Genomic DNA, 21,986 nt, shown 5'->3' with positions numbered 1-21,986 from the left:
CAATGGCAGAGCTTCTGGCGCTATTGAAGAATGAAGATTCAGCGGCCGCGCTCTGGGCGAGCTCGATTGTACAGCAGCCAAGGAGCAGGCCCCGCACGGCGCGTTTTCGATCGATCGCGGTGGGCCGGCTTGAAAACGCTCGCGCGGCGCTCATTAAAAAGCCCCCGGTTTTGCCGGGGGCTTATCGTTTGCCAGTTCAAGGTCTTGCGTCAGCAGCTCAGGCTACGCTGCCGAAACTGTTGTCGGTCGCCATAAACGGAGCCTTCAACCCAGCCAGCCTGCAACCTTGCGCAATCGGCCCGCCGGGGAGGATCTCGTATAGATATTTGAGGCCGCCGAGGAAGTGGAATTTCTCGTCCAGCGCATCGTGCAGTTCGCGCATGTTGATCACGGGCTCGTCATGGCGCGCATAATAGTATTGCAGCGCCCGTATCAATTCGCAATGTGCGTCGGTAAGCTTCAGCCCTTCCTCTTTGGCGGTTTCTTCTGCCGCCTGCCGCGTCCACGCGCTCGGCGCATCGGGAAAGTCCGGATCCTGATTATCGTCTCGCGTCAGCGCGTTGATGTCCAGCGTTTCGGAGACCATGATTCCCTCCACGATTGCTTTTTTTTACTGTGCTTGGGAAATAAGCATCGAAGGCTGAGCCTCGCCTCGCGGGATGTCAAGATCGTTTTCCGCCGCGAACGATGCTGGGCGACCGCAGCGATGAAAACCTATTACGAGCTTTATGAAAAGGCTGGAGCGAGCGATGAATAGCCCCACGCCCCGCACCTTCATCGAGTTCCGGCCAGGGATGCGCCGGCTGATCGAGGACGCGATCGAGAGCCTGATCCTGCTCCTCGACGAGATCGATGGCGACGACGACTTCGAGGAGGAACCTGATCGCGAAGATGATCTTGACGAAGAAGACGAGAGCGGGATTGGGGATGCGGATGGCCTCGCCGAGCAAACTGGAATCATCAACGGGGCCGATTGCGCCTATGTGGAGTGACGAGCCTTCATAATGACACAAGCGCCGGTTAAGCTGACTTCAATTCCAAGGCGCGCTCGGATGTACAGCCGCCAAGGATCAGGCCCCGCACGGTGAAAACCGGTTGCGGGGTTTTTCGCTATCGGCCGGCGTCCGCGACAAACTGAAGGCGGCGTTCGGAGCGACCATCGCGGCCGAGGAGGTCGCTGGTGCGGCGCTGATGAACGACTGTAAGGATTCGGTGCTATCTTCGGGACGATAGGACAATTCGCCCAAGTTTTCCAAACGACGGGAACACCCCCATGAACACAGCGAATTTGCAGCTCGAAGGCGTCTATGCCGTGCTTGCCGCGCTTTTTCAGGCGCTCGTGGACAAGAAAGTTCTCGACGAGGAAGAGGTGGGCCTCATGCTCGCGGAGGTCGAGCGAGGCATTGCGACTGGCGCAGGTCGCCCCACGGAGATCAGGTCGTCGAACGTCGAGGCGATGTGTTTCCCGGTTCGATTCTTGAGATCAGCCCTGAAAGCCTCATCGCAAGGACAGCGCCCATCCTTCGCAGAGGTCACGGCGCGCATTAGAGACAAACAGGCCGAGTAAGCGCCGGCAATGTCCTGAGTCTGCAGGCCTGCTACTGTCGTCGACGGGGCAGGCGGGATTTGAGCGCCAATCGTTACCCTAGGAGTTACCCCAAAGAAAAACCGGAGGCGATACGCTCCGGCTTTTTCTTCGTAACTCTTTGATTTTAATGGCGCGCCCGAAAGGATTCGAACCTCTGACCCCTAGATTCGTAGTCTAGTGCTCTATCCAGCTGAGCTACGGGCGCATCACGCGTCGGACCAAGCGGGCCGGCGAGTGGCGCGGTGTTTAACCGCTCTCGGCGGGCTTGGCAATAGGCAAAGATGCATGGCGGCGCCAAATTCATTTCCCTCGCGTTGACTTTTGGCGGACCATGACTCTATAACGCCGCTCGCGATTTTCGGCTTCGCGCCGTGGTCGTTTCTTGTTATTGGCGCTGATCAAAGGCGGCGAGCAAGAGCGGCAAGCGCGAACCTTTTAAAATATGGCGGCGTCCGGCCTTGTCGACGCGCCCAGACAAACCGGAGCAGACCCGTGAAGCGGACCTATCAACCTTCCAAACTCGTGCGCAAGCGCCGTCACGGCTTCCGCGCGCGCATGGCCACCGTCGGCGGACGCAAGGTCGTCGCCGCCCGCCGCGCCCGCGGCCGCAAGCGTCTCTCGGCCTGACGCCGCGACGCCGGCGCGCCCGGCTTTCGCCATGACCCGTCCCGAAGACGGCGACACCTTATCCACGCACGCCGTCTCCGGCGTGCGTCTTGGTGTTTTGCGACTGAAAAAGCGCGCCGATTTCGTCTCCGCCGCCAAGGGGCGGCGCCAGCATCAGCACAGCTTCGTGCTGCAGGCGCGTGAACGCGACCCCGCCCCGGATTGCGTCGAATCGGCCCGCGTCGGTTTCACCGTCACCAAGAAAGTCGGCAACTCGGTCGTCCGCAACCGCATCCGGCGCCGCTTGCGCGAGGCGGTCCGGCTGGCGGACGAATCGCTTTTCCAGCTCCGCTGCGATTATGTCCTCGCGGCGCGGCGCGAGGCCCTGGCCGCGCCCTTCGACGAATTGCGCGGCGAACTCGCCCGCGCCCTGAAGAAAATCCATCGGGCCGGCTCAGGCCGGTCTCCCGCCGCACAGGCCGCCGACCGCAAGCAAGACCTCTGAACATGCAGCAGGATTCCCGCAATCTCCTCATCGCCATGGGCCTGTCGCTCCTGGTCATCCTCGGCTGGAACCATTTCTATGGCGCGCCCAAGGTTCAGCAGGCGCGCCAGACCCTGAACCAGCTCAACCAGATCGAGCCGGGCAATCCGGCCCAGCCAGGCGCCGCAGGCAATCCGGCTCAATCAGGCGCCGCCGGCGAGCCGGGACGCCTGGCCGCGCCGACGCCCCTGACCCGCGAGGAGGCGCTCGCCCAGAGCAAGCGAATCGCTCTCGAGACGCCGAACCTGTTCGGCTCGATCGCGCTCAAGGGCGCGCGGCTCGACGATGTCTCGCTCAAGAACTATCGCGAGACGACCGACCCCAAGAGCCCGAACATCGTCCTGCTTTCGCCCTCGGGCGCGCCGGACGGCTATTTCATCGACTTCAACTATGTCGCCTCGCGCGGCGTGACGCTCAGCCTGCCCAAGGCCGACACGGTCTGGACCGCCGACGGCGACAAGCTGACCCCGGCCACGCCCGTCACCCTGACCTTCGACAATGGCAATGGGCTGATCTTCAAGCGCAAGGTCTCGGTCGACGAGTTCTTCATGTTCACGGTGGCGGATACGATCGAGAACCGCGGCAAGGAGGCGGTCACCCTGTTCCCCAACGCCGGCGCGACCCGGCAGGGCCTGCCCAAGACCTCGGGCTACGCCGTCCTGCATGAAGGCTTCATCGGCGTGGTCGGCGCCGACCAGCCCTCGACCGAGCTGACCTATGCCGCGATCGCCAAGGAAACCAACAACGCCAAGGTGCTGCCGGTCGACGGCTACGCCCAGGGCGGCTGGCTCGGCTTCACCGACAAATATTGGGCGACGGCGATCATTCCCGACTCGGCCGAGAATTACAAAGGCTGGTTCCGCGAATTCCCCGGCGTGACGCCGCAATACCAGGCCGACGTCTTTGGCGAGGCCAAGACGCTCGCGCCCGGCGAGAACATGGTCCTCACCACCCGCGTCTTCGCGGGCGCCAAGGAATCCAAGGTTCTCGATCATTACCAGAACGATCTCGGCATCAAGAAGCTCGACATGCTGATCGACTGGGGCTATTTCCACTTCCTGACCCGGCCGATGTTCTGGCTGCTCGAGGAAATCTACAAGCTCGTCGGCAATTTCGGCGTCGCCATCCTCATCATCACCCTCGTCGTCAAGGGCCTGTTCTTCCCGCTGGCCAACCGCTCCTATCTGTCCATGGCGCGGATGAAGGAGATGCAGCCCAAGATCAAGGCGCTGCAGGAGCTTTATCCCGACGACAAGGTGAAGCAGCAGCAGGAGATGATGGAGCTTTACAAGCGGGAGAAGATCAATCCCGTCTCCGGCTGTCTGCCGGTTCTGCTGCAGATCCCGGTCTTCTTCGCGCTCTACAAGGTTCTCTTCGTCGCCATCGAAATGCGCCAGGCGCCCTTCTTTGGCTGGATCAAGGACCTTTCGGCGCCGGACCCGACCAATGTCTTCAACCTGTTCGGGCTGCTGCCGGTGGATCCGACCCATCTGCCGCTGTTCGGCCATCTGCTCCATCTCGGCGTCTGGCCGCTGATCATGGGCGTGTCGATGTGGGTTCAGATGAAGATGAACCCCGAGCCGACCGATCCGGTGCAGAAGACCATGTTCGCGTGGATGCCGGTGATCTTCACCTTCATGCTCGGCGCATTCCCGGCCGGTCTGGTCATCTACTGGACCTGGAACAACGTCCTCTCCGTGGCTCAGCAGACGCTGATCATGAAACAGGCGGGCGTGAAGGTCGAATTGTTCGACAATCTGCGCAAGACCTTTTCGCGCAAGGCGGCGTGACGCGCCCCCTCTCCCCGCCCGCGCGGGGAGAGGGACTGGGCGAGGCGCGTCGTATTTCCTTCGGAGCCATTCCGTGACAGAATCCGAACCCGCCCTCGATTTCGCTGAAATCGGCCGCAAGCTGTTTGCGCAGAACTGCGAATTCATCTGGGCCGCCGACAAGATCGACGGCCTGCCGCCGATGGGGCCGGTCGAGATTGCCTTCGCCGGCCGCTCCAATGTCGGCAAGTCGTCGTTGCTCAACGCGCTCACGACCCGCAAGACGCTGGCGCGCACCTCGCACACGCCGGGCCGCACCCAGCAGCTGAATTTCTTCGCGCTCGGCCCCGACCCGAAGGAGCCGCTGCTGCGTCTGGTGGACATGCCGGGCTATGGCTACGCCGCCGTCTCCAAGGAGAAGATCGCCGGCTGGACCCAGCTGATGCAGGATTTCCTGCGCGGGCGGGCGAGCCTGCTCCGCGTGTTCGTGCTGATCGACGGCCGCCACGGCGTCAAGGACCTCGATCGCGACATGCTGAAAAAGCTCGATCAGGCCGCCCTCTCCTATCAGGTGGTCCTGACCAAGCGCGACGAGGTGAAGCAGGTCCAGGTCGAAAAGACCATCGCCGACGCCAAGGCGATCCTGCGCGAACACCCCGCCGCCCATCCCGACGTCATATTCCTGTCGTCGCACAAGGGCGAAGGTCTGTCGGATCTGCGCGCCGCGGTCGCGCAGCTGCTGTATGAACGCGACAGAACGATTTTCCAGCCCGCCCAAATCGGCTAAACAGGCGCCACCCCATCAAAAGGCAGCAGAAATGAGCGAAGCCCCGGTCCCCTCCGCCCCCCTCGACCAGGCAGCCGCCATCGATCAGGCCAAGATCCTGATGCAGGCGCTCCCGCACATGCTGCATTACGATGACACCATCATCGTGGTGAAATATGGCGGCCACGCCATGGGCGACGAGGCGACCGCGCGCAATTTCGCCCGCGACATGGTCCTGCTCGAACAATCCGGCGTCAATCCGGTGGTGGTTCACGGCGGCGGCCCCCAGATCGGCGCCATGCTCAACAAGCTGGGCATCAAGTCGGAATTCGCCGACGGCCTGCGCGTGACCGACAAGGCCACTGTCGAAGTGGTTGAAATGGTTCTCGCCGGCGCCATCAACAAGCAGATTGTCGGCTACATCAATAATGAAGGCGGTCGCGCCATCGGCCTGTGCGGCAAGGATGGCAACATGGTCACGGCGCAGAAGGTCGTGAAGGTCGAGCAGGAGGGCAAGGCCCCGGTCGACCTCGGCTTCGTCGGCGATCCGTCCAAGGTCGATTCCACGGTGCTGGAGCAGGTGCTCGGGCGCGAGCTGATTCCGGTGCTCGCCCCCATCGCGCAGGGCGCGGCCGGCGAGACCTTCAACGTCAACGCCGACACCTTCGCCGGCGCCATCGCCGGGGCGCTCGGCGCCAAGCGCCTGCTTCTGTTGACCGACGTTCCCGGCGTGCTCGACAAGAACAAGCATCTCATCAAGCAGTTGCGCATCAGCGAAATCCCGGCGCTCATCGCCGACGGCACCATCACGGGCGGCATGATTCCCAAGGTCGAGACCTGCATCTACGCCATCGAGCAGGGCGTCGAGGGCGTCGTCATCCTCGACGGCAAGATCCCGCACGCCGTGCTGATCGAACTGCTCACCGATCACGGCGCGGGCACGCTGATCACAAGGTGACCGATCGAAGCGAACAAGGCGCGCCTCGCCTGGCGGATTTCCGCCGGGTCGAGATGTTCAGAAAGGTCGAGACCTGGGTTTTCGATCTCGACAACACGCTCTATCCGCCCGACAGCGATCTGTGGCCGCGCATCGACGCCCGCATCACCGCCTATATGATCGCGCTGCTCGGACTCGACGGCCAGTCCGCGCGCGCGCTTCAGAAACATTATTACCGCGTCTATGGCACGACGCTGGCGGGGTTGATCCGCGAATATGACGTCGCGCCGGACGACTTCCTGCATTTCGTCCATGACATCGACCGCTCGTCGCTGGACCCCAATCCCGAACTGGCGCAGGCGATCGAGGCCCTGCCCGGCCGCAAGCTGATTCTCACCAATGGCTCGCACGGACATGCGCTGGCCACTGCGAAGCAGCTCGGAATCGACCATTTGTTCGAGGGCATGTTCGCCATCGAGCATGGCGACTACCTGCCCAAGCCCGCCTTGCAGACCTATCAGCGCTTTTTCGAGCGCCATTCCGTCGATCCGTCGCGCGCCGCCATGTTCGAGGACATCGTCCACAACCTCGCCGCGCCCCACGCCTCGGGCATGCTGACGGTGCTGGTGCGCCCGAAACAGGGCGCGGAAGACCACCGCGAAGACTGGGAAAAGCACGATGACACGCCGCCGCATGTGGATTTCGTCACCGAGGATCTCGTGGATTTTTTGAACCGGCTGATCTGACGCCGCGCGCGAAACGCCCGAAAATTTTGCGGCGGGCGTCGTCTCGGATATGATCCGCCCGATCCTGCAGCGAATTCAATCGCAGCAGCCTCAAGCCGCGCGCCGCGGCGCGCGCGTTGAAAGCGCCGGAGACGCCTTGAAGTTCCCTGTCCTGAGCCTCAATCAGATCGCCGTCGGCAGCCTTGGCGTGAGCGTCGTCGTGCTCGGCGTGAAATATGTCGCTTTTCTGCTGACGGGCAGCATCGCGCTTTACTCGGACGCGCTTGAAAGCATTATCAATGTCGCCACGGCCCTGGCGGCGATTGTCGCCATTCGCATCGCCGCCCAGCCCCCGGACGACGAGCATCCCTATGGGCACCACAAGGCCGAATATCTTTCCGCCGTTGCGGTGGGCGTCCTCATCATCCTGGCCGCGCTGGCGATCATGCACGAGGCCTATCTGGGCTTCCTGACGCCCCGGGCGATCGAGGCGCCCGGCGCAGGCCTCGCGGTCAGCATGGGCGCCACCCTGCTCAATGGGTTGTGGAGCCGTTTTCTCGTGCTGCAGGGCCGCGCGCATCGCTCAGCCGCGCTGAAGGCCGACGGCAAGCATCTTATGTCCGATGTGGTCACCTCGCTCGGGGTGCTGGCGGGCGTCGCGCTGGTCGTCGTGACGGGGATCGAATGGCTCGATCCGGCGCTCGCCGGCCTTGTCGCTTTGCACGTCCTGTGGAGCGGAGGAGGCGTGGTGAGGGACAATGTCAGCGCCCTGATGGACGAGGCGGCGCCGGCGGAAGAGCTTTCGCGCATCAGGGAAATCATCGCCAGCAGCGGCGCGGGCTCGATCGAAGCGCACGCCCTGCGGACACGCCACGCCGGCAAGGCCACCTTCATCGATTTCCATCTCATCGTTTCCTCGGCCATGACGGTCGGCGCGGCGCATGACATCTGCGACCGGATCGAGGACGCGCTGACAGCGGAGTTTCCGGGCGCGCTGATCAACATCCATGTCGAACCCGAGAGCAAGGCGAAACAAACGGGCATTGTCATGGCTTGATCCGGCGCAGCCTTGACTTCTCCGCGCCAAAACCCGAAACCAGCGCAACAAATTTTCAAAGGGGAACGCTCATGCCGCACGCGCTCGCGACCATCATCGACGCCGCTTTCGAGGATCGCGCCAACATCACGCCCCAGACCACGGGCGACGTGCGCCAGGCCGTCGAATCGGCGCTGCACCTGCTCGACGCCGGCAAGGCGCGCGTGGCGGAGAAAATCCCCGGCAAGACCGGCCCCGACAGCTGGAAGGTCAACCAGTGGCTCAAGAAAGCCGTGCTGCTGTCCTTCCGCCTCAACGACATGCATGTCATTCCCGGCGGCCCCTATGGCGCGACCTGGTTTGACAAGGTTCCCTCGAAATTCGACGGCTGGGGCGCCAAGGACCACGCCGCCGCGGGCTTCCGCTCCGTGCCCGGCTGTTTCGTCCGCCGCTCGGCCTATATCGCCCCCGGCGTGATCCTGATGCCGAGCTTCGTCAATCTCGGCGCCTATGTGGACACCGCCACCATGGTCGACAGCTGGGCGACGGTCGGCTCCTGCGCCCAGATCGGCAAGAACGTGCATCTGTCGGGCGGCGTCGGCATCGGCGGCGTGCTGGAGCCGCTGCAGGCCGGCCCGACGATCATCGAGGACAATTGCTTCATCGGCGCGCGCTCCGAAGTGGTGGAAGGCGTCGTCGTCGGCGAGGGCGCGGTGCTGGCCATGGGCGTCTATATCGGCGCCTCGACCAAGATCGTGAACCGCGCGACCGGCGAGGTCCATGTCGGCTATGTCCCGCCTTATTCCGTGGTTGTTTCCGGCAACCTGCCCGGCAAGCCGCTGCCGGACGGAACGCCCGGCCCCTCGACCTATTGCGCCGTCATCGTCAAGACGGTGGACGCGCAGACCCGCTCCAAGACCGGCATCAACGAGCTGTTGCGCGACTGATGGATCAGGCTGAATTCAGCTTCCTCTTCCGCAATTCCGAAGGGACGATTTCCGCGGCGGTCTGGCGCCGCTGGACCCTGGCGCTGACCGGGCTCTGCCTGGTCCTCGCCGGCGTCTGGGCGGCGATGGGTTCGTGGACTCATCGCGACCTTGCGGTGCAAGGCCTGTTCGACCTCAAGGCGTTCCTCGCCTTTTTCTATCTGCTGCTTTACGCGAGCCTGGTTCTGCTGGCCCAGATCAGCCAGTATAATCTTTCCGCCAAGCGCTTTCGCGCGCGAGGCTACGGCCCCGGCTGGGCCAGCGTCTGGCCGTTCGCGGCTTTCGCGGCGGGCGCGGCGTTCTGGGCGCAGCCCAATCTGTTCGGCCTGATGCCCGCCTTCGCGCCCTGGCTGGTTCTTCTGGTGGCGCTGGCGGCCTTCGCCGCGCAATTTTACGAACTGGCCCTGCGCCCGGACTGAGCAAGGATGTGACATGGACGGCGATTTGGACGGCGATTTGGACGGCGAGACCAGTCCGAGCGTGGCCCTCACCCGCGACCTGATTCGCCGCCCCTCGGTCACGCCCGCCGACGCCGGCGCGCTCGACATCCTGCAGGCCCGACTCGACGCCGCCGGTTTCAAGACCCACCGCCTGCCCTTTTCCGAAGCCGGCACGCCGGATATCGACAATCTCTACGCGCGCGTCGGCGACAGCGCGCCCTTCCTTCTCTTCGCCGGCCATACGGACGTGGTGCCGCCAGGCGATTCCGCCAAATGGAGCGTCGATCCCTTCGCGGGCGAAATCATTGAGGGCGAGCTTTACGGGCGCGGCGCCGCCGACATGAAGGGCGGCATCGCCGCCTTCGCCGCCGCCGCATTTCGCCATCTCGAACAGCATGGCGCGCCCAAAAAGGGCTCGATCGGCTTTCTCATCACCGGCGACGAGGAAGGCCCGGCCATCAATGGCACGGTGAAGATGCTGCAATGGCTGGCCGAGCGCGGCGAAAGCTTTGACCATTGCGTCGTCGGCGAGCCGACCAACGCCCAGGACCTCGGCGACATGATCAAGATCGGCCGACGCGGCTCGCTCAATGGGCGGCTCGTCGTGCGTGGCAAGCAGGGCCATGTCGCCTATCCGCATCGCGCCGACAATCCGGTCCCGCATCTTCTGGCGCTCTGCGCCGCGCTCAAGGGCGAGCCGCTCGACAAGGGCACGGACTGGTTCGACGCTTCCAATCTCGAAATCACCTCGATCGACATCGGCAATGAGGCGACCAACGTCATTCCCGGCGCGGCGCGGGTGCGGTTCAACATCCGCTTCAACGATCTCTGGACGCCGCAGACGCTTGAAACCGAGATTCGCCGCCGCCTTCTGACCGCGCGGCCGGCGGAACAATTCGAGCTGGGCTTCGACCCCTGCAACGCCGTATCCTTCGTCACAAAGCCGGGAGAGTTCACGGAAAAGGTGGCGAAGGCTATCGAGGCCGAGACGGGACGCCGGCCGGAATTCTCGACCTCGGGGGGGACCTCCGACGCCCGCTTCATCTCGCAATATGGGCCGGTGGTGGAGTTCGGGCTGGTCGGCAAGACCATGCATCAGATCGACGAGCGCGTGGCCGTCTCGGACATCGACGGACTGACCCGGATTTACGCGCGAATCATCGACGCCTATTTCGCCTGATGCGCGAGTCGCCCGAGCGCGTCAATTCGCGCGGCGGCTGTTGAATTCCTCGACAAAGGCCCATTCATCGGGACCCGGATTGTCGCGCAACATGCGCACCCTATCGACCAGAATTTCATCCAATCCGGTCGCAAATTTCTCCATCGCCTCCGCGATGAATTGATCCAGCGGCATGGCGCGCGGCTCGTCGCGCGAGCCAATCGGGTCCGTGCGCACCCAGGGCGGGACCAGCTCCAGCACGCGCACGGACCCGCCCCTGAGCCTGATGCGCAGCGATAGGGTCCAGGAATGCAGCGCCGCCTTGGTCGCGGAATAGACCGCCGAATGGGCCAGCGGGGTGAAGGCCAGCCCCGATGTGACATTGACCACCGCCGCATAGGGCCGGGTTTTCAGATGCTCGACCAGAGCCGAGGTCATGCGGATGGGACCGAGCAGGTTGGTCTCGACGATGGCGCGCGTAAGGTCGTCGTCCATGAAAGCGCCGGTCTTGTCGCCCGCCATGATCCCGGCGTTGTTGATCAGGACATTGACGTCCGGATGGGTCATGACCAGCCAATCGGCGGCCTCAGCGACCGCGAGAGGATCGCGCAAATCGAGTTCGCAGAAATCCATGCCCGCATGCGTTTGCGTCAGCGCCAGCAAAGGCGCCTTGCGCCGCCCGGCGACAATCACCTTATTGCCCCGGGCGTGAAAAGCCTTGGCGAGTCCCTTGCCGATGCCTGATCCGCCGCCTGTGATGAAAATTGTGTTGCCAGTCATTCTCATGACAAGACTCCCGCGCTGCTTCGGCATAGATCAGGGGTCCGGGCGCCGGTTGCAAGCGAGCGGATTGCCTTTCTTCGCCAATGCCGCTATCGCGGAAAGCGTGGAATTTCCGGAGCCCGCCATGGACCATTCACCCATTGAATTGCTGAAACGGCAGGCCGCCGAACGCGCCGCCGCCCTGGTGCGCTCCGGCATGAAGCTCGGCCTTGGCACCGGCTCGACCGCCGCTCATTTCGTCGACTGCATCGGCGAAAAGGCCCGCGAAGGCCTCGACGTGACCTGCGTGCCGACCTCCGAGCGCACCCGCGCTCAGGCCGAAGGCTGGGGGCTTCGCCTCTCGACGCTCGATGAGACGCCGGAACTCGACCTGACTGTCGACGGCGCCGACGAATTCGATTCGGCCTTGCGCCTCGTCAAGGGCGGCGGCGGTGCGCTGCTGCGGGAAAAGATCGTTGCGGCGGCCTCGAAGCGCATGATCGTCATCACCGACGCGAGCAAGGAGGTCGCCCATCTCGGCAAGTTCAAATTGCCCGTCGAGGTTGATCGTTTCGGCCTCGTCGCGACCCGCCGCCACATTGAGGATGCCGCCCGCGCCTGCGGCTGCCCCGGGCCGGTCGTGCAGCGCAAGGTCGCCGAAGACAAGGACTACCTCACCGATGGCGGCCATCCGATCTTCGATTGCGATTTCCGCCTCATCCCCGACCCCGACGCGCTCGCGCGCGCGCTCAACGCCATTCCCGGCGTGGTCGAACACGGATTATTCATCGGCCTTGCGAGCGTGGTGATCGTCGCCGATGTGAGCGGAATACGCGTCGTCGGCCAACTCGAAGGCTGAGACGCTGAAATCTGGAAGGAGCCTGCGCCGATGAGCGAATTCGAAGCCGATCTTTTCGTGATCGGCGCCGGGTCGGGCGGCGTGCGCGCCGCGCGCATCGCGGCGGGCCACGGCGCGAAAGCCATGATCGCGGAGGAATTCCGCATCGGCGGAACCTGTGTCATTCGCGGCTGCGTTCCCAAAAAGCTCTATGTCTACGCCTCGCGCTTCGCCGATGATTTCGCCGACGCCGCGGCCTTCGGCTGGCGCCTGCCGCAAGAGCCTGAGTTCGACTGGCGCAAGCTCGTCGCGGCCAAGGAGGCGGAGATTTCGCGCCTCTCCGGCATTTACGAGGCCAATCTGCGCAAGGCGGGCGTCGAGGTTTTCGAGGAACGCGCGGAAGTTCTCGGCCCCCACGAGGTGCGCCTGACCCGCAGCGACCGGGTCATCCGGGCGCGGCACATTCTGGTCGCCACCGGAGGCGCGCCAACCTTCCATCCCACAATTCCGGGACTCGAGCACGCCATCAGCTCGAACGAGATTTTCGATCTCGCAACATTCCCGAAACGTCTGGTCGTGATCGGCGGCGGCTATATCGCGGTCGAGTTCGCCTGCGTTTTCGCGCGCCTCGGCGCCAAGGTCACACAGATATTTCGCGCCGACAACGTGCTGCGCGGCTTCGATCAGGCCATGCGCGAGGGTCTGCGCGACGGCATGACCCACGCCGGGATCGCGCTGCGGCACGACGTGCTGCCGACAGCGATCGAAAAGACGGCCGACGGCTTGCGGATCGCGCTTTCCGACGGCGGGACGATCGAGGCCGACCAGATTCTCATCGCCACCGGCCGCAAGCCGCATACCCAGGGACTGGGGCTGGAAAAGGCGGGCGTCGCGCTCGACTCGGTCGGCGCGGTCAAGGTCGACGCGCGCAACACTTCCAATGTGGAGTCGATCCACGCTGTCGGGGACGTGACCGATCACATCAATCTCACGCCCATCGCCATCCGCGAGGGGCATCTGCTCGCCGACCGCCTGTTCGGCGGGAGCGAACAGGAAGTCGATTATCATTTCATTCCCACCGCCGTCTTCACCACGCCGGAAATCGGCACGGTGGGCATGACCGAGGCCGAGGCGCGCGAGAAATTCCGCTGCGTCGATATTTACCAGACCTCGTTCCGCGCGATGAAGGCCACGCTGACGGGCGGCGCGGAGCGGGTGATCATGAAGATCATCGTGGACGGCGACAGCGACCGCGTGCTCGGCGTGCATATTCTGGGTGAGGATTCCGGCGAAATGGTCCAGCTGCTCGCCATTTCGCTCAAGCTCGGCGCGAAAAAGGCCGATTTCGACGCCACCATGGCGCTGCATCCCTCGGCCGCCGAGGAACTGGTGACCCTGCGCACCCGCTCGGCGCGCTACATCCGCGACGAAGCGTAATGCCAGGTCCCGCAAGCGAGAGCCTCTGAAACCTGGTCAGGCGCGACTGCGCCGCCGAGCTGACTCGAGGGGATCGTTGACCGCGACCTGTCGCGATCAATGGGAAAGGGCAAAGAAATGTGCGGTCGCTTCGCCATCACCTCGCCGCCCGAGGCCGTCCGCGCCCATTTCCGCTATGCGGAACAACCCAATTTTCCGCCGCGCTATAATATTGCGCCGACCCAGCCCATCCCGATTATCACGGCGCGGCGCGGACCGTTGGGCGTCTCGCGGCATTTCCTGCTGGCGCGCTGGGGTTTTTTGCCCGGCTTCGTCAAGGATCCGCAGAAATTCCCGCTGCTCATTAACGCCCGCGCCGAAACCCTGGCCGAAAAGCCGAGTTTTCGCGCGGCCCTGCGGCGGCGGCGCTGCCTCGTTCCCGCCGATTGTTGGTACGAGTGGCGCGCCAATGGGCCCGTTTCCGGCAGGCCCAACTCTGGAAAGCCCTTGCCGAAGACGCCCTTTCTGCTGCGCCGGAGCGGCGGCGGCCTGATGGCCTTCGCAGGATTGTGGGAAACCTTCACCGACCCTTCCGGCGGCGAGATCGACACCGCCTGCATCGTCACCACCATGGCCAATGGCGCGACCGTCGCGATCCACGACCGCATGCCTGCCGTGATCGAGCCGGAACATTACGACGCCTGGCTCAACCCTGACGAAACCTTCCCCCCGCCTCTGAACTTGCTGCGTCCCGCCGACGAAGACGCCATCGAATTTTTTGCTATTTCGCCGCTGGTCGGCCGCGTCGCCAATGACGGGCCGGAGGTTCAGCAGCCGGTTTAACTTCCGGTTTCCTCGGGGCATTGTAAGAAAAGGAAAGCGGCGGCGCCGACAATCGCGCCGTTCGGTCGTTTTGCGCGGATTGGGGTCCATGAGTTTAGTCGCCGGCCTGCTGACGCTACTGGGCGCGTTGGGATTCTTCCTTGCGCTGGACGCGCGCGGCCGGATGGACCGCATGGAGCGCGCCCTGCGCGCCTTGCAGGCGGAATTGCAGGCCCTGCGCGCCTTTCCGCCCGCCCAGCCGCCGCAGGCGGCGCCAGCCCAGTCGCAGGCGGCCGCCACGGAAACCAGACCGGAATTGGACGCGCCGGTCGAGCCGCTGCATGAAAATCCGCCGCAAGAACCGGTTCCGCCACAGGCCGAACAGCCCCTTTTCGCGCCCGCGCCGCGCCCCGCCGCCTCGCTCGAAGAGGCCATCGGCACGCGCTGGGTGGTTTATGTCGGCGGCATCGCTCTGGCGCTCGGCGGCCTGCTGCTGGTGCGCTTCGCCATCGAACAGGGCCTGTTCGGCCCCGCCGCCCGCGTGCTGCTCGGGCTCGCCTTTGCGGCGGCGCTGACAAGCGCTGGGGAATTTCTACGCCGGCGCGAAAAAAGCGCTGGCGAGGCGACGCCCACCCCCGCCGTGCTGACCGCCGCCGGCGCGACCGCCGGCTTCGGCGCGATCTACGCCGCCTATGCGCTCTATGGCTTTATCGGTCCTGGCTTCGCCTTTGTCGCGCTGGGCGCCGCCGGGCTCGCAACCATGTTCGCGGCCGTGTGGCATGGCCCCGCCATCGCAGGCTTCGGGCTGGTCGGCGCCCTCGCCGCGCCGCTTCTGATCGCCACGCCCGACCCGACCCCATGGCCGCTGCTGATCTATCTCGGCGTCGTCGCGGCGTCCGCTTACGGGCTGGCGCGGCTGCGGCAATGGGCATGGCTCGCCGTCTCCTGCGCCATCGGCGCCGCGCTCTGGGGCCTTGCCCTCGCCGCTGGCCGACAGCCGGATTTTCCCCAGGCCGCCGAACTGCATTTCGTCGTTCAAATGGCTTTGGCCTGTTTCGCTTTCGCGCTGGACCGCGCGGCCCTGACGGCAAGCCCGCGCCGGCGTCTCGCCCTCGCCCATGCGGGGCCGCTCGGCATCGCCTTTGTCGCCAGCCTGACCCTATCCTTCTGCGCCAATCGCGGCGACTTCGACAATTTCTGGCTGTTCGGCGCGCTGGGCGTCGTCGGTTTGCTCGCGGCCAGCGGCTCGGCGCGGCCCTGGCTTGCGCCCGGCCTGTTGGCGGGGGCGGGCGCGGTCGCCTTCTGGCTGCTGGCGCTCTGGCCGACAGACACGCCCAATTTCGACCTTGCCGAGGCGCCGCCCGCCCTGCCCGTCCGCTTCCAGCTGTTCGCGGCGCTCTGCGCGGCGGCGGTCGCCGGGCTCGCCGGCCACAGCCTGTGGCGGCGCGTGGAAATCCCGAAATTCGCGGCGCTGGTCCTCGCCGCGACCGCCGCGCTAACCCCGCTCGCCATTCTTTGCATCGTTTACCTGCGGCTGACCTGGGCCGCGACGAGCCTGCCGCTCGGCCTCGTCGCCCTCGCTCTTGCGCTGGCCTTTCTTGCCTTCGCGCAGGCCTTCCGCCGGCGCGACGCGGAAGGCTCGAACGACCGCCTCGCCCTGGGCGTCATGGCCAGCGCGACCCTCGCCGCGCTTGCGCTCGGCCTGACCTTCACGCTCGATCGCGGCATGCTCACCGTGGCGCTGTCGCTTTCCGCCCTTGGCGCAGCCTATGTCGAATCGCGTCTTGGCGTCCCCGCCCTGCGGCGAGCCGTCGCCGCCATGGGCTTCGTCATCGCCGCCCGGCTCGCGTGGGACCCGCGCATCGTCGACGCCGAGCTCGGGACAAATTTGATCTTCAACTGGCTGCTGTTCGGCTATGGCGTTCCGGCCTTGTCTTTTGGTCTGGCGGCGCAGCTGCTCGCGCGCAATGGCGGCGAGGATCGCCCGACCCAGATCGCCGAAGCCTTGGCCATCGTCTTTTCCGCCTTGCTGGTCTTTTTCCAGATCCGCCACGCGCTGCATGGCGGCGATCTCTTCGTGGAGGATTCGAGCCTGGCGGAAAACGGACTCTACGCCGTCAGCGCGATGGGATTTTCGCTGGTGCTGTCGCGGCTCGATCTCGGACGCCGCAGCCCGGTTCTGTACTTCTTTTCGCTCGGCTTTGGCGTCGTCTCGGCCCTGATTGCGTGCCTTTCGCTTGCGCTGTGGAGCAATCCCTTTTTCAGCCAGCGCCCGGTCATCGGCGGACGCTGGCTGAACAGCCTGCTGCTCGGCTACGCCTTGCCGGCGGTGGCCGCCGCCGGGCTGGCCAAGCTATGCCGGACCACGCGCCCCCTTTGGTTCCTGCGCATGGCGCGGCTGATGGCGCTGCTGCTGATTTTCCTCTATGCGACGCTGGAGACGCGCCGCCTGTTTCAGGGCATGTGGATCGGCTGGAATCAGGCCACAAGCGCGACCGAGCAATATGCCTATTCGGCGGTCTGGCTCGCCCTTGGCGTGGCCCTGCTCGCCTATGGCCTGCTGCGCCATTCGCTGGAGGCGCGCGTCGCCTCGGCGGCCGTGATCGTCCTCGCGGTGCTGAAGGTGTTTTTTTTCGATCTCGCCCATCTGGTTGGGGCGCAGCGGGCCTTTTCCTTCATCGGACTCGGCGCGGTGCTGATCGGGATCGGCCTCGTCTATCAGAAGCTGGTGTTCCGGCCGAGAAGGCCGCCCGAAAACTAGACCGGTTCGCGAATTGCGAAACGGTTAGGAGCGAATGCCATAGGGCGCCGAACGACGCCCGTCCCAAGACGGGCTATCGGCCGAGCTGATGCGAAGGGTCCCTTGATCGCGATATATCGCGATCAAGGGCAAAGAACCTATTAAAGCGTCAGGAACCCTTCGCCAATCATGACGCAGGCGCCGCCGACGCTGGTTTCGGCCAGGGCGCCCCCCGCGATCTGCATAGTCAAGGCGATCTGGCTCGGGCGGCCGATCGCGAAGCCCTGTTCAATGACGATGGTGTGTTCCCCATCCTCGGGCCGCTCGAATTGAACGGCGACGGCGGCGAAGGCGCAGGCGGCCGAACCGGTCGCGGGATCTTCATGAGCGCCGAAGCCATAGGGTGTCGCGAGACGCCCGTCTTTCGACGGGCTATGGACGAAGACGCGCGCCTGCACATGGTTCGCCAGGTCGGCGGTTTCGTGCGTGTAGAGGAAGGCGGCGGGCCGCTCCAGTTGGAAGGCGGCGGAGAAACGGGAAAAATCCGGCGCGATTCGATTGAGCGCCGACAGGCTGCGAACCGGAACGAAGGCGAAGGGCAATCCCGCCGAAGCCAATACCGGCTCATGGCCGTCAAAGCCGATCTCGGCTTCATCCAGCCCCAGCGCGGCGGCGATGGCCGCGCGATCCGCAAGCGCGCCGCAAAGTTCGGGCTGTTTCGGCGCGACAAAACTGGCGCGCAGAATCCCAAAATTGGCGCGCGGCGCCCCCTGCGAGCGCACCACTTCGCAGACGACCGCGCCCGCCTGCTCTTCCAGCACCAGTCGCAAAGGCTGGCGGCCCAGCATGTCCGGCGCGCGCAATTGCGCGATCAGGCAAGCCGCCCCCACGGTCGGATGTCCGGCGAAAGGCAGCTCCTGCGTGGGCGTGAAGATGCGCAGCCGCGCCGTATGGACCGGATCGCGCGGCGCGACGACGAAAGCCGTCTCGGACAGGTTGAATTCGCGCGCAATGGCCTGCATCTGCGCCGCGTCGAGGCCGTCGGCGTCGGAAACGACCGCCAGCGGATTGCCCGCGAGCGGGCGCTCCGTGAAGACGTCGAGCAGATGATAGGCGAGACGCATCGCCGCTCAGGCCGCGCCGTCAGCAGGCGGCGGCGATGTCCCGGCGTTCTGCGCCGCGTCCTGTTCCGACAGGCGGCGGAAGGCGCGCACCGAGAAGGGGATCATCGCCAGATAGAGAAGGCTGACGCCGATCAGCATCTGTAGCGGGAACGAGGCCAGGAGAATGAGAATCGCGGCGACCGCGAAAAGCACGAAGACGAACGCCTCGCGCGGCACCCGGCCGATGGTCTTGCCCGAATAATGCGGGATGCGGCTCACCATCAACCCGGCGACGACCACGACATAGAGCGCCTCGACCAGGGTCAGCGCCCGCGATTCCGGCAGGTCGAACGACAGGTGCAGATAGAGCGGCAACAGCACGACGATCGCGCCGGCCGGGGCCGGCATGCCGGTGAAGAACCGGCCCATCCAGGCGGGCTTGTCGGGATCGTCGATCATCACGTTGAAGCGCGCGAGGCGCAAGGCCGCCGCGATGGCGAAGATCAGCACCGCCGCCCAGCCCACGGTTTTCAGGTCGTGCAGCGACCAGAAGAACAGCAGCAGGCCCGGCGCAACGCCGAAATCAATGAAATCGGCGAGCGAATCCAGCTCGGCGCCGAAACGCGACGAACCCTTGAGCGCCCGCGCGATACGGCCATCGATCCCGTCGAGCACGGCTGCGACCAGAATGGCGAGCACCGCGCTCTCGAATTTAGCCTCGACGGCGAAGCGGATCGCCGTCAAACCGGCGCAAAGCGCCAGCAAGGTCACCACATTGGGCACGACGAAGCGCAGCGGAAGCCCGCGCAGCCCGGGCGGACGGTAGGTCGCGCGAGCCGGACCGGCGGAGGAAGGACGATCGGATTCCATCTCAACCGACCTTGAAATGACGCTCGCCCTCGGTCTCCCGATAATCGGCCAGCACGGTTTCGCCCGCCACCGCCTTGGAGCCGATCGCGACGAGAACGCGCGCGCCCGGCGGCAGATAGACGTCCACGCGCGAGCCGAAGCGGATCAGGCCAAAGCGCTCGCCGACGCCAAGGCTCTGGCCTTCCTGCACGAAGGACACGATGCGACGCGCGACGAGGCCGGCGATCTGCACAACGCCGAACCGCCCATAGGGCGAGTCGATCACGAGGCCGTTGCGCTCATTGTCCTCGCTCGCCTTGTCGAGATCGGCGTTGAGGAAGAGGCCCGGCTTGTAGGCGATGCGGGAGATGCGGCCCGTGACCGGCGCGCGATTCACATGGCAATCGAACACATTCATGAAAACGCAGACGCGCTGCATCGGGTCCACGCCGAGGCCGAGCTCCGGCGGCGGCGGGAAATTGCCGATCGAGCAGACGATTCCATCCGCGGGCGACACCACCAGCCCGTCGAGCACCGGCGTCACGCGCGGCGGATCCCGGAAGAAATAGGCGCACCACAGGGTCAGGAAGCCGCCGACCCAGCCGAGCGGCGCCCAGATCCAGCTCAGCACCAGCGAGACGCCAGCGAAAAGCGCGATGAAGACATAGCCTTCCGGATGGATGGGAACGATCTGCTTGCGCAGGGAATCGATGATCGTCATGAGCGCGCCAACTCGCAAAGGAGGATTGCGCGCGCTTTATGGCGCCAAAACGCCGCCAAGTCACGGGTCACAGCGGACGAGTTCCGCTTTGCCCGCGCGAAAGGCGCTAATAATGGGGCGGCGGCCGGTCCGGCGCGCTGCGCTCGCCCTGGACCTGAACCTCGTCACGGAGTCGCAGGACTTCGCGTGTGAGCGCGTCGATGCGCGCCCACTGCGCCGCGACGGCGTCGCTGAGCTCGGCGATGATACGGTCCTGATGCGCGCAAGCCGCCTCAAGCGCCTCGATGCGCGCCTCGTCCGGGGCGGGATTTGATGTTGTCATGGCCGCCTGTCTAGCGCGGGGCGCGGAAAAGGTCACCGCCGTCCGAATAATTTCTCGATATCGGCGAGCTTCAGCTCGACATAGGTCGGACGGCCGTGATTGCACTGGCCAGCGCCCGGCGTGCGCTCCATTTCGCGCAACAGCGCGTTCATTTCCTCCGGCGCGAGGCGGCGGCCCGAGCGCACGGAATGATGGCAGGCCATGGTCGCCAACACATGGTCGAGCTTTTTCTCCAGCGGCGCGGCGGCGCCGTCCTCGGCCAGCGAACAGGCGAGATCGCGCACAAGCGACTCGATGGCCGCCACGCGCAGCGCCGCAGGCGCCTCATGCACCGCCACGGCGCCGGGGCCGAAGGGCTCGAGCGCCAGCCCAAGCGAAAGCAGGAGATCGGCGGCCTCAGTCAGGCGCGCGGCGTCGTCGGGGTCGAGATCGACCACCAGCGGCGACAACAGAGCCTGCCGCGCCACGCCGTTCTTCGCGCGCTCCGCCTTGAGCCGCTCATAGACCAGCCGTTCATGGGCGGCATGCTGATCGACCAGCACGAGCCCGTCGCGGGTCTGGGCGATGATATAGGTCTCATGGATTTGCGCGCGCGCCGCGCCGAGTGGCGCCGCGAGGTCGCGTTCCTGCGGCGCGGCCTCATGCGCCCGGGCGTCGGCGGCGGGCGCGGCCTCGGCGAAACCGGGCGGAGCACCCTCGTCAAGGGAAGCCGTGGCGTCGAGCAGCGAAGGCGCGGAAGGCGAGGCGCGCCAGTCCCAATTCTGAGCCGGCGCGGGACGGAAAAAGCCGGGCAGGTTCGATGCGAATTTCTGCGCCGCGGCGGTCGCATTGGTTGTCGTGGCGCGATGCAGGGCGCCAGCGAGGCTCTGCTTCAAGGCGCCGATGACCAGCCCGCGCACCAGTCCGGGATCGGCGAAACGCACTTCGGCTTTCGCGGGATGGACATTCACATCGACGCGATGCGGCGGGCACTCGATGAACAGGGCCAGAGTCGGGTGCCGGTCGGAACTGAGATAGTCCATATAGGCCGCGCGTATGGCGCCCGCGATCTGGCGGTCGCGCACCGGGCGGCCATTTACGAAGACGAATTGCGCCAGGGCGTTGGCGCGATGCCAGGTCGGCAGGCCGGCGAAGCCCCACAGCTGGAAATCGTCGCGCGCGGCGTCGACCGCAAGCGCGTTCTCGCGGAAATCGCGGCCCAGCACTTGGGTCAGCCGCGCCAGCAGGCCCTCCTGACCGGGAGAACAGGCCTGATGGTCGAAGCCCGACAGTCCTTCTCCACCGAGAGAGAAGCGCACGTCCGGATGCGCCATGGCCAGCCGCTTCACCACATCGGAGACGGCGGAGGCTTCAGCGCGCTCACTTTTCAGGAATTTCAGCCGCGCCGGCGTAGCTGCGAAAAGGTCGCGCACCTCGACGCGCGTGCCCTGCGCCAGAGCCATCGGCGCGGCGGCGGAAACCTCGCCGAATTCCACCCGCAATCGCAGGCCATGTGGGGCCTCCGCCCTGCGGGTGGCGATCTCCAACCGCGCCACTGATGCGATGGAGGGCAGCGCCTCGCCGCGAAAACCGAGAGTCGCGATATTGGTGAGGTCGCCGTCCGGGATTTTGGAGGTGGCGTGGCGTTCGACGCAGAGCGCGAGATCGGCCTCGTCCATGCCGGCGCCGTCGTCGATAACGCGGATCAGTTTCTGGCCGCCGCCCGCGATGGTCACGTCGATGCGCGAGGCGCCGGCGTCGAGCGCGTTTTCGACCAGCTCCTTGACGGCCGCCGCCGGGCGCTCGACCACTTCGCCAGCGGCGATGCGGTCGGCCAGAATGGGATCGAGCCGACGGATGGCCATGGGTTCGCGCGCC

General features: G+C 65.4%; 23 protein-coding genes and 1 tRNA gene. 16 read left to right on the top strand and 8 right to left on the bottom strand.

Annotated features, from left to right (window positions below; translation table 11 throughout):
- Positions 1 to 217: 217 nt before the first annotated feature.
- On the bottom strand, positions 218 to 586 hold the full coding sequence (locus tag QM467_RS00575; RefSeq protein ID WP_283364333.1) for a TusE/DsrC/DsvC family sulfur relay protein: 369 nt from the start codon (positions 584 to 586) through the stop codon (positions 218 to 220).
- Between the two features lie 142 nt (positions 587 to 728).
- On the opposite strand from QM467_RS00575, the gene QM467_RS00570 reads away from it, so the two are divergent.
- A complete protein-coding gene (locus QM467_RS00570; protein ID WP_283364332.1) occupies positions 729 to 992 on the top strand; it encodes a hypothetical protein in 264 nt (87 codons plus the stop codon).
- A 281-nt stretch (positions 993 to 1,273) separates the two neighbouring features.
- On the top strand, positions 1,274 to 1,567 hold the full coding sequence (locus QM467_RS00565) for a hypothetical protein (protein WP_283364331.1): 294 nt from the start codon (positions 1,274 to 1,276) through the stop codon (positions 1,565 to 1,567).
- A 149-nt stretch (positions 1,568 to 1,716) separates the two neighbouring features.
- Here the strand turns inward: QM467_RS00565 and QM467_RS00560 are convergent.
- Positions 1,717 to 1,793 (bottom strand) — tRNA-Arg (locus QM467_RS00560).
- 287 nt (positions 1,794 to 2,080) lie between these two features.
- Here QM467_RS00560 and rpmH point away from each other — a divergent pair.
- The 10 genes from rpmH to dapE all read left to right on the top strand — a co-directional run bounded on the left by rpmH (position 2,081) and on the right by dapE (position 10,577).
- Positions 2,081 to 2,215 carry a 50S ribosomal protein L34 gene (rpmH, locus tag QM467_RS00555; protein ID WP_283364330.1) on the top strand — a complete coding sequence of 45 codons (135 nt, stop codon included), beginning with the start codon at positions 2,081 to 2,083 and terminating at the stop codon, positions 2,213 to 2,215.
- A 31-nt stretch (positions 2,216 to 2,246) separates the two neighbouring features.
- Positions 2,247 to 2,699 carry a ribonuclease P protein component gene (rnpA, locus tag QM467_RS00550; protein WP_283364329.1) on the top strand — a complete coding sequence of 151 codons (453 nt, stop codon included), beginning with the start codon at positions 2,247 to 2,249 and terminating at the stop codon, positions 2,697 to 2,699.
- A gap of 2 nt (positions 2,700 to 2,701) precedes the next feature.
- Positions 2,702 to 4,528 carry a membrane protein insertase YidC gene (gene yidC / locus QM467_RS00545; RefSeq protein WP_283364328.1) on the top strand — a complete coding sequence of 609 codons (1,827 nt, stop codon included), beginning with the start codon at positions 2,702 to 2,704 and terminating at the stop codon, positions 4,526 to 4,528.
- Positions 4,529 to 4,601: 73 nt separating this feature from the next.
- Complete coding sequence (gene yihA, locus QM467_RS00540; protein WP_283364327.1) at positions 4,602 to 5,294, top strand: ribosome biogenesis GTP-binding protein YihA/YsxC; 693 nt, start codon at positions 4,602 to 4,604, stop codon at positions 5,292 to 5,294.
- 31 nt (positions 5,295 to 5,325) lie between these two features.
- Positions 5,326 to 6,231, top strand: a complete 906-nt coding sequence (argB, locus tag QM467_RS00535) for an acetylglutamate kinase (protein ID WP_283364326.1) — start codon at positions 5,326 to 5,328, stop codon at positions 6,229 to 6,231.
- The gene (locus QM467_RS00530; protein ID WP_342395088.1) at positions 6,228 to 6,956 is read left to right on the top strand and encodes a pyrimidine 5'-nucleotidase; all 729 of its coding nucleotides are present in this window, start codon (positions 6,228 to 6,230) and stop codon (positions 6,954 to 6,956) included. Before argB ends, QM467_RS00530 begins: the two co-directional genes overlap by 4 nt.
- A 136-nt stretch (positions 6,957 to 7,092) precedes the next feature.
- Complete coding sequence (locus tag QM467_RS00525) at positions 7,093 to 7,992, top strand: cation diffusion facilitator family transporter (RefSeq protein ID WP_283364325.1); 900 nt, start codon at positions 7,093 to 7,095, stop codon at positions 7,990 to 7,992.
- A gap of 71 nt (positions 7,993 to 8,063) precedes the next feature.
- Complete coding sequence (gene dapD, locus QM467_RS00520) at positions 8,064 to 8,918, top strand: 2,3,4,5-tetrahydropyridine-2,6-dicarboxylate N-succinyltransferase (RefSeq protein ID WP_283364324.1); 855 nt, start codon at positions 8,064 to 8,066, stop codon at positions 8,916 to 8,918.
- Complete coding sequence (locus QM467_RS00515) at positions 8,918 to 9,376, top strand: hypothetical protein (RefSeq protein ID WP_283364323.1); 459 nt, start codon at positions 8,918 to 8,920, stop codon at positions 9,374 to 9,376. Before dapD ends, QM467_RS00515 begins: the two co-directional genes overlap by 1 nt.
- A gap of 13 nt (positions 9,377 to 9,389) precedes the next feature.
- Positions 9,390 to 10,577 (top strand): succinyl-diaminopimelate desuccinylase, encoded by a 1,188-nt coding sequence (dapE, locus tag QM467_RS00510; RefSeq protein WP_283364322.1) that lies wholly within the window; start codon positions 9,390 to 9,392, stop codon positions 10,575 to 10,577.
- 21 nt (positions 10,578 to 10,598) lie between these two features.
- Here dapE and QM467_RS00505 read toward each other — a convergent pair whose 3' ends face one another.
- Positions 10,599 to 11,342 (bottom strand): SDR family oxidoreductase, encoded by a 744-nt coding sequence (locus tag QM467_RS00505; RefSeq protein ID WP_283364321.1) that lies wholly within the window; start codon positions 11,340 to 11,342, stop codon positions 10,599 to 10,601.
- 121 nt (positions 11,343 to 11,463) lie between these two features.
- On the opposite strand from QM467_RS00505, the gene rpiA reads away from it, so the two are divergent.
- From rpiA to QM467_RS00485, 4 genes are all read left to right on the top strand, one after another.
- Entirely contained in the window at positions 11,464 to 12,177 is a 714-nt protein-coding gene (gene rpiA / locus QM467_RS00500; protein ID WP_283364320.1) for a ribose-5-phosphate isomerase RpiA, read from the top strand.
- Between the two features lie 30 nt (positions 12,178 to 12,207).
- A complete protein-coding gene (gene gor, locus QM467_RS00495) occupies positions 12,208 to 13,593 on the top strand; it encodes a glutathione-disulfide reductase (RefSeq protein ID WP_283364319.1) in 1,386 nt (461 codons plus the stop codon).
- A 117-nt stretch (positions 13,594 to 13,710) separates the two neighbouring features.
- The gene (locus QM467_RS00490) at positions 13,711 to 14,415 is read left to right on the top strand and encodes an SOS response-associated peptidase (protein WP_283364318.1); all 705 of its coding nucleotides are present in this window, start codon (positions 13,711 to 13,713) and stop codon (positions 14,413 to 14,415) included.
- An 88-nt stretch (positions 14,416 to 14,503) separates the two neighbouring features.
- Positions 14,504 to 17,155 carry a DUF2339 domain-containing protein gene (locus tag QM467_RS00485; protein WP_283364317.1) on the top strand — a complete coding sequence of 884 codons (2,652 nt, stop codon included), beginning with the start codon at positions 14,504 to 14,506 and terminating at the stop codon, positions 17,153 to 17,155.
- A 140-nt stretch (positions 17,156 to 17,295) separates the two neighbouring features.
- On the opposite strand, the gene QM467_RS00480 is transcribed toward QM467_RS00485, so the two are convergent.
- The 5 genes from QM467_RS00480 to mutL form a co-directional block, all read right to left on the bottom strand.
- A complete protein-coding gene (locus QM467_RS00480; protein WP_283364316.1) occupies positions 17,296 to 18,258 on the bottom strand; it encodes a PhzF family phenazine biosynthesis protein in 963 nt (320 codons plus the stop codon).
- 6 nt (positions 18,259 to 18,264) lie between these two features.
- Entirely contained in the window at positions 18,265 to 19,107 is an 843-nt protein-coding gene (gene pssA, locus QM467_RS00475; RefSeq protein ID WP_283364315.1) for a CDP-diacylglycerol--serine O-phosphatidyltransferase, read from the bottom strand.
- 1 nt (position 19,108) lies between these two features.
- Positions 19,109 to 19,807, bottom strand: coding sequence for a phosphatidylserine decarboxylase (locus QM467_RS00470; protein WP_283364314.1), 699 nt, complete (start codon positions 19,805 to 19,807; stop codon positions 19,109 to 19,111).
- Positions 19,808 to 19,913: 106 nt separating this feature from the next.
- Positions 19,914 to 20,129 (bottom strand): SlyX family protein, encoded by a 216-nt coding sequence (locus QM467_RS00465; RefSeq protein ID WP_283364313.1) that lies wholly within the window; start codon positions 20,127 to 20,129, stop codon positions 19,914 to 19,916.
- A gap of 32 nt (positions 20,130 to 20,161) precedes the next feature.
- Positions 20,162 to 21,973 (bottom strand): DNA mismatch repair endonuclease MutL, encoded by a 1,812-nt coding sequence (gene mutL / locus QM467_RS00460; protein WP_283364312.1) that lies wholly within the window; start codon positions 21,971 to 21,973, stop codon positions 20,162 to 20,164.
- Positions 21,974 to 21,986: the final 13 nt, after the last annotated feature.

The organism is Rhodoblastus sp. 17X3, assembly GCF_030056575.1.
In the GTDB taxonomy this organism is placed as follows: domain Bacteria; phylum Pseudomonadota; class Alphaproteobacteria; order Rhizobiales; family Beijerinckiaceae; genus Rhodoblastus.
The sequence above is the reverse complement of the archived record's forward strand: the minus strand, read 5'-3'. Positions and strand labels throughout refer to the sequence as shown.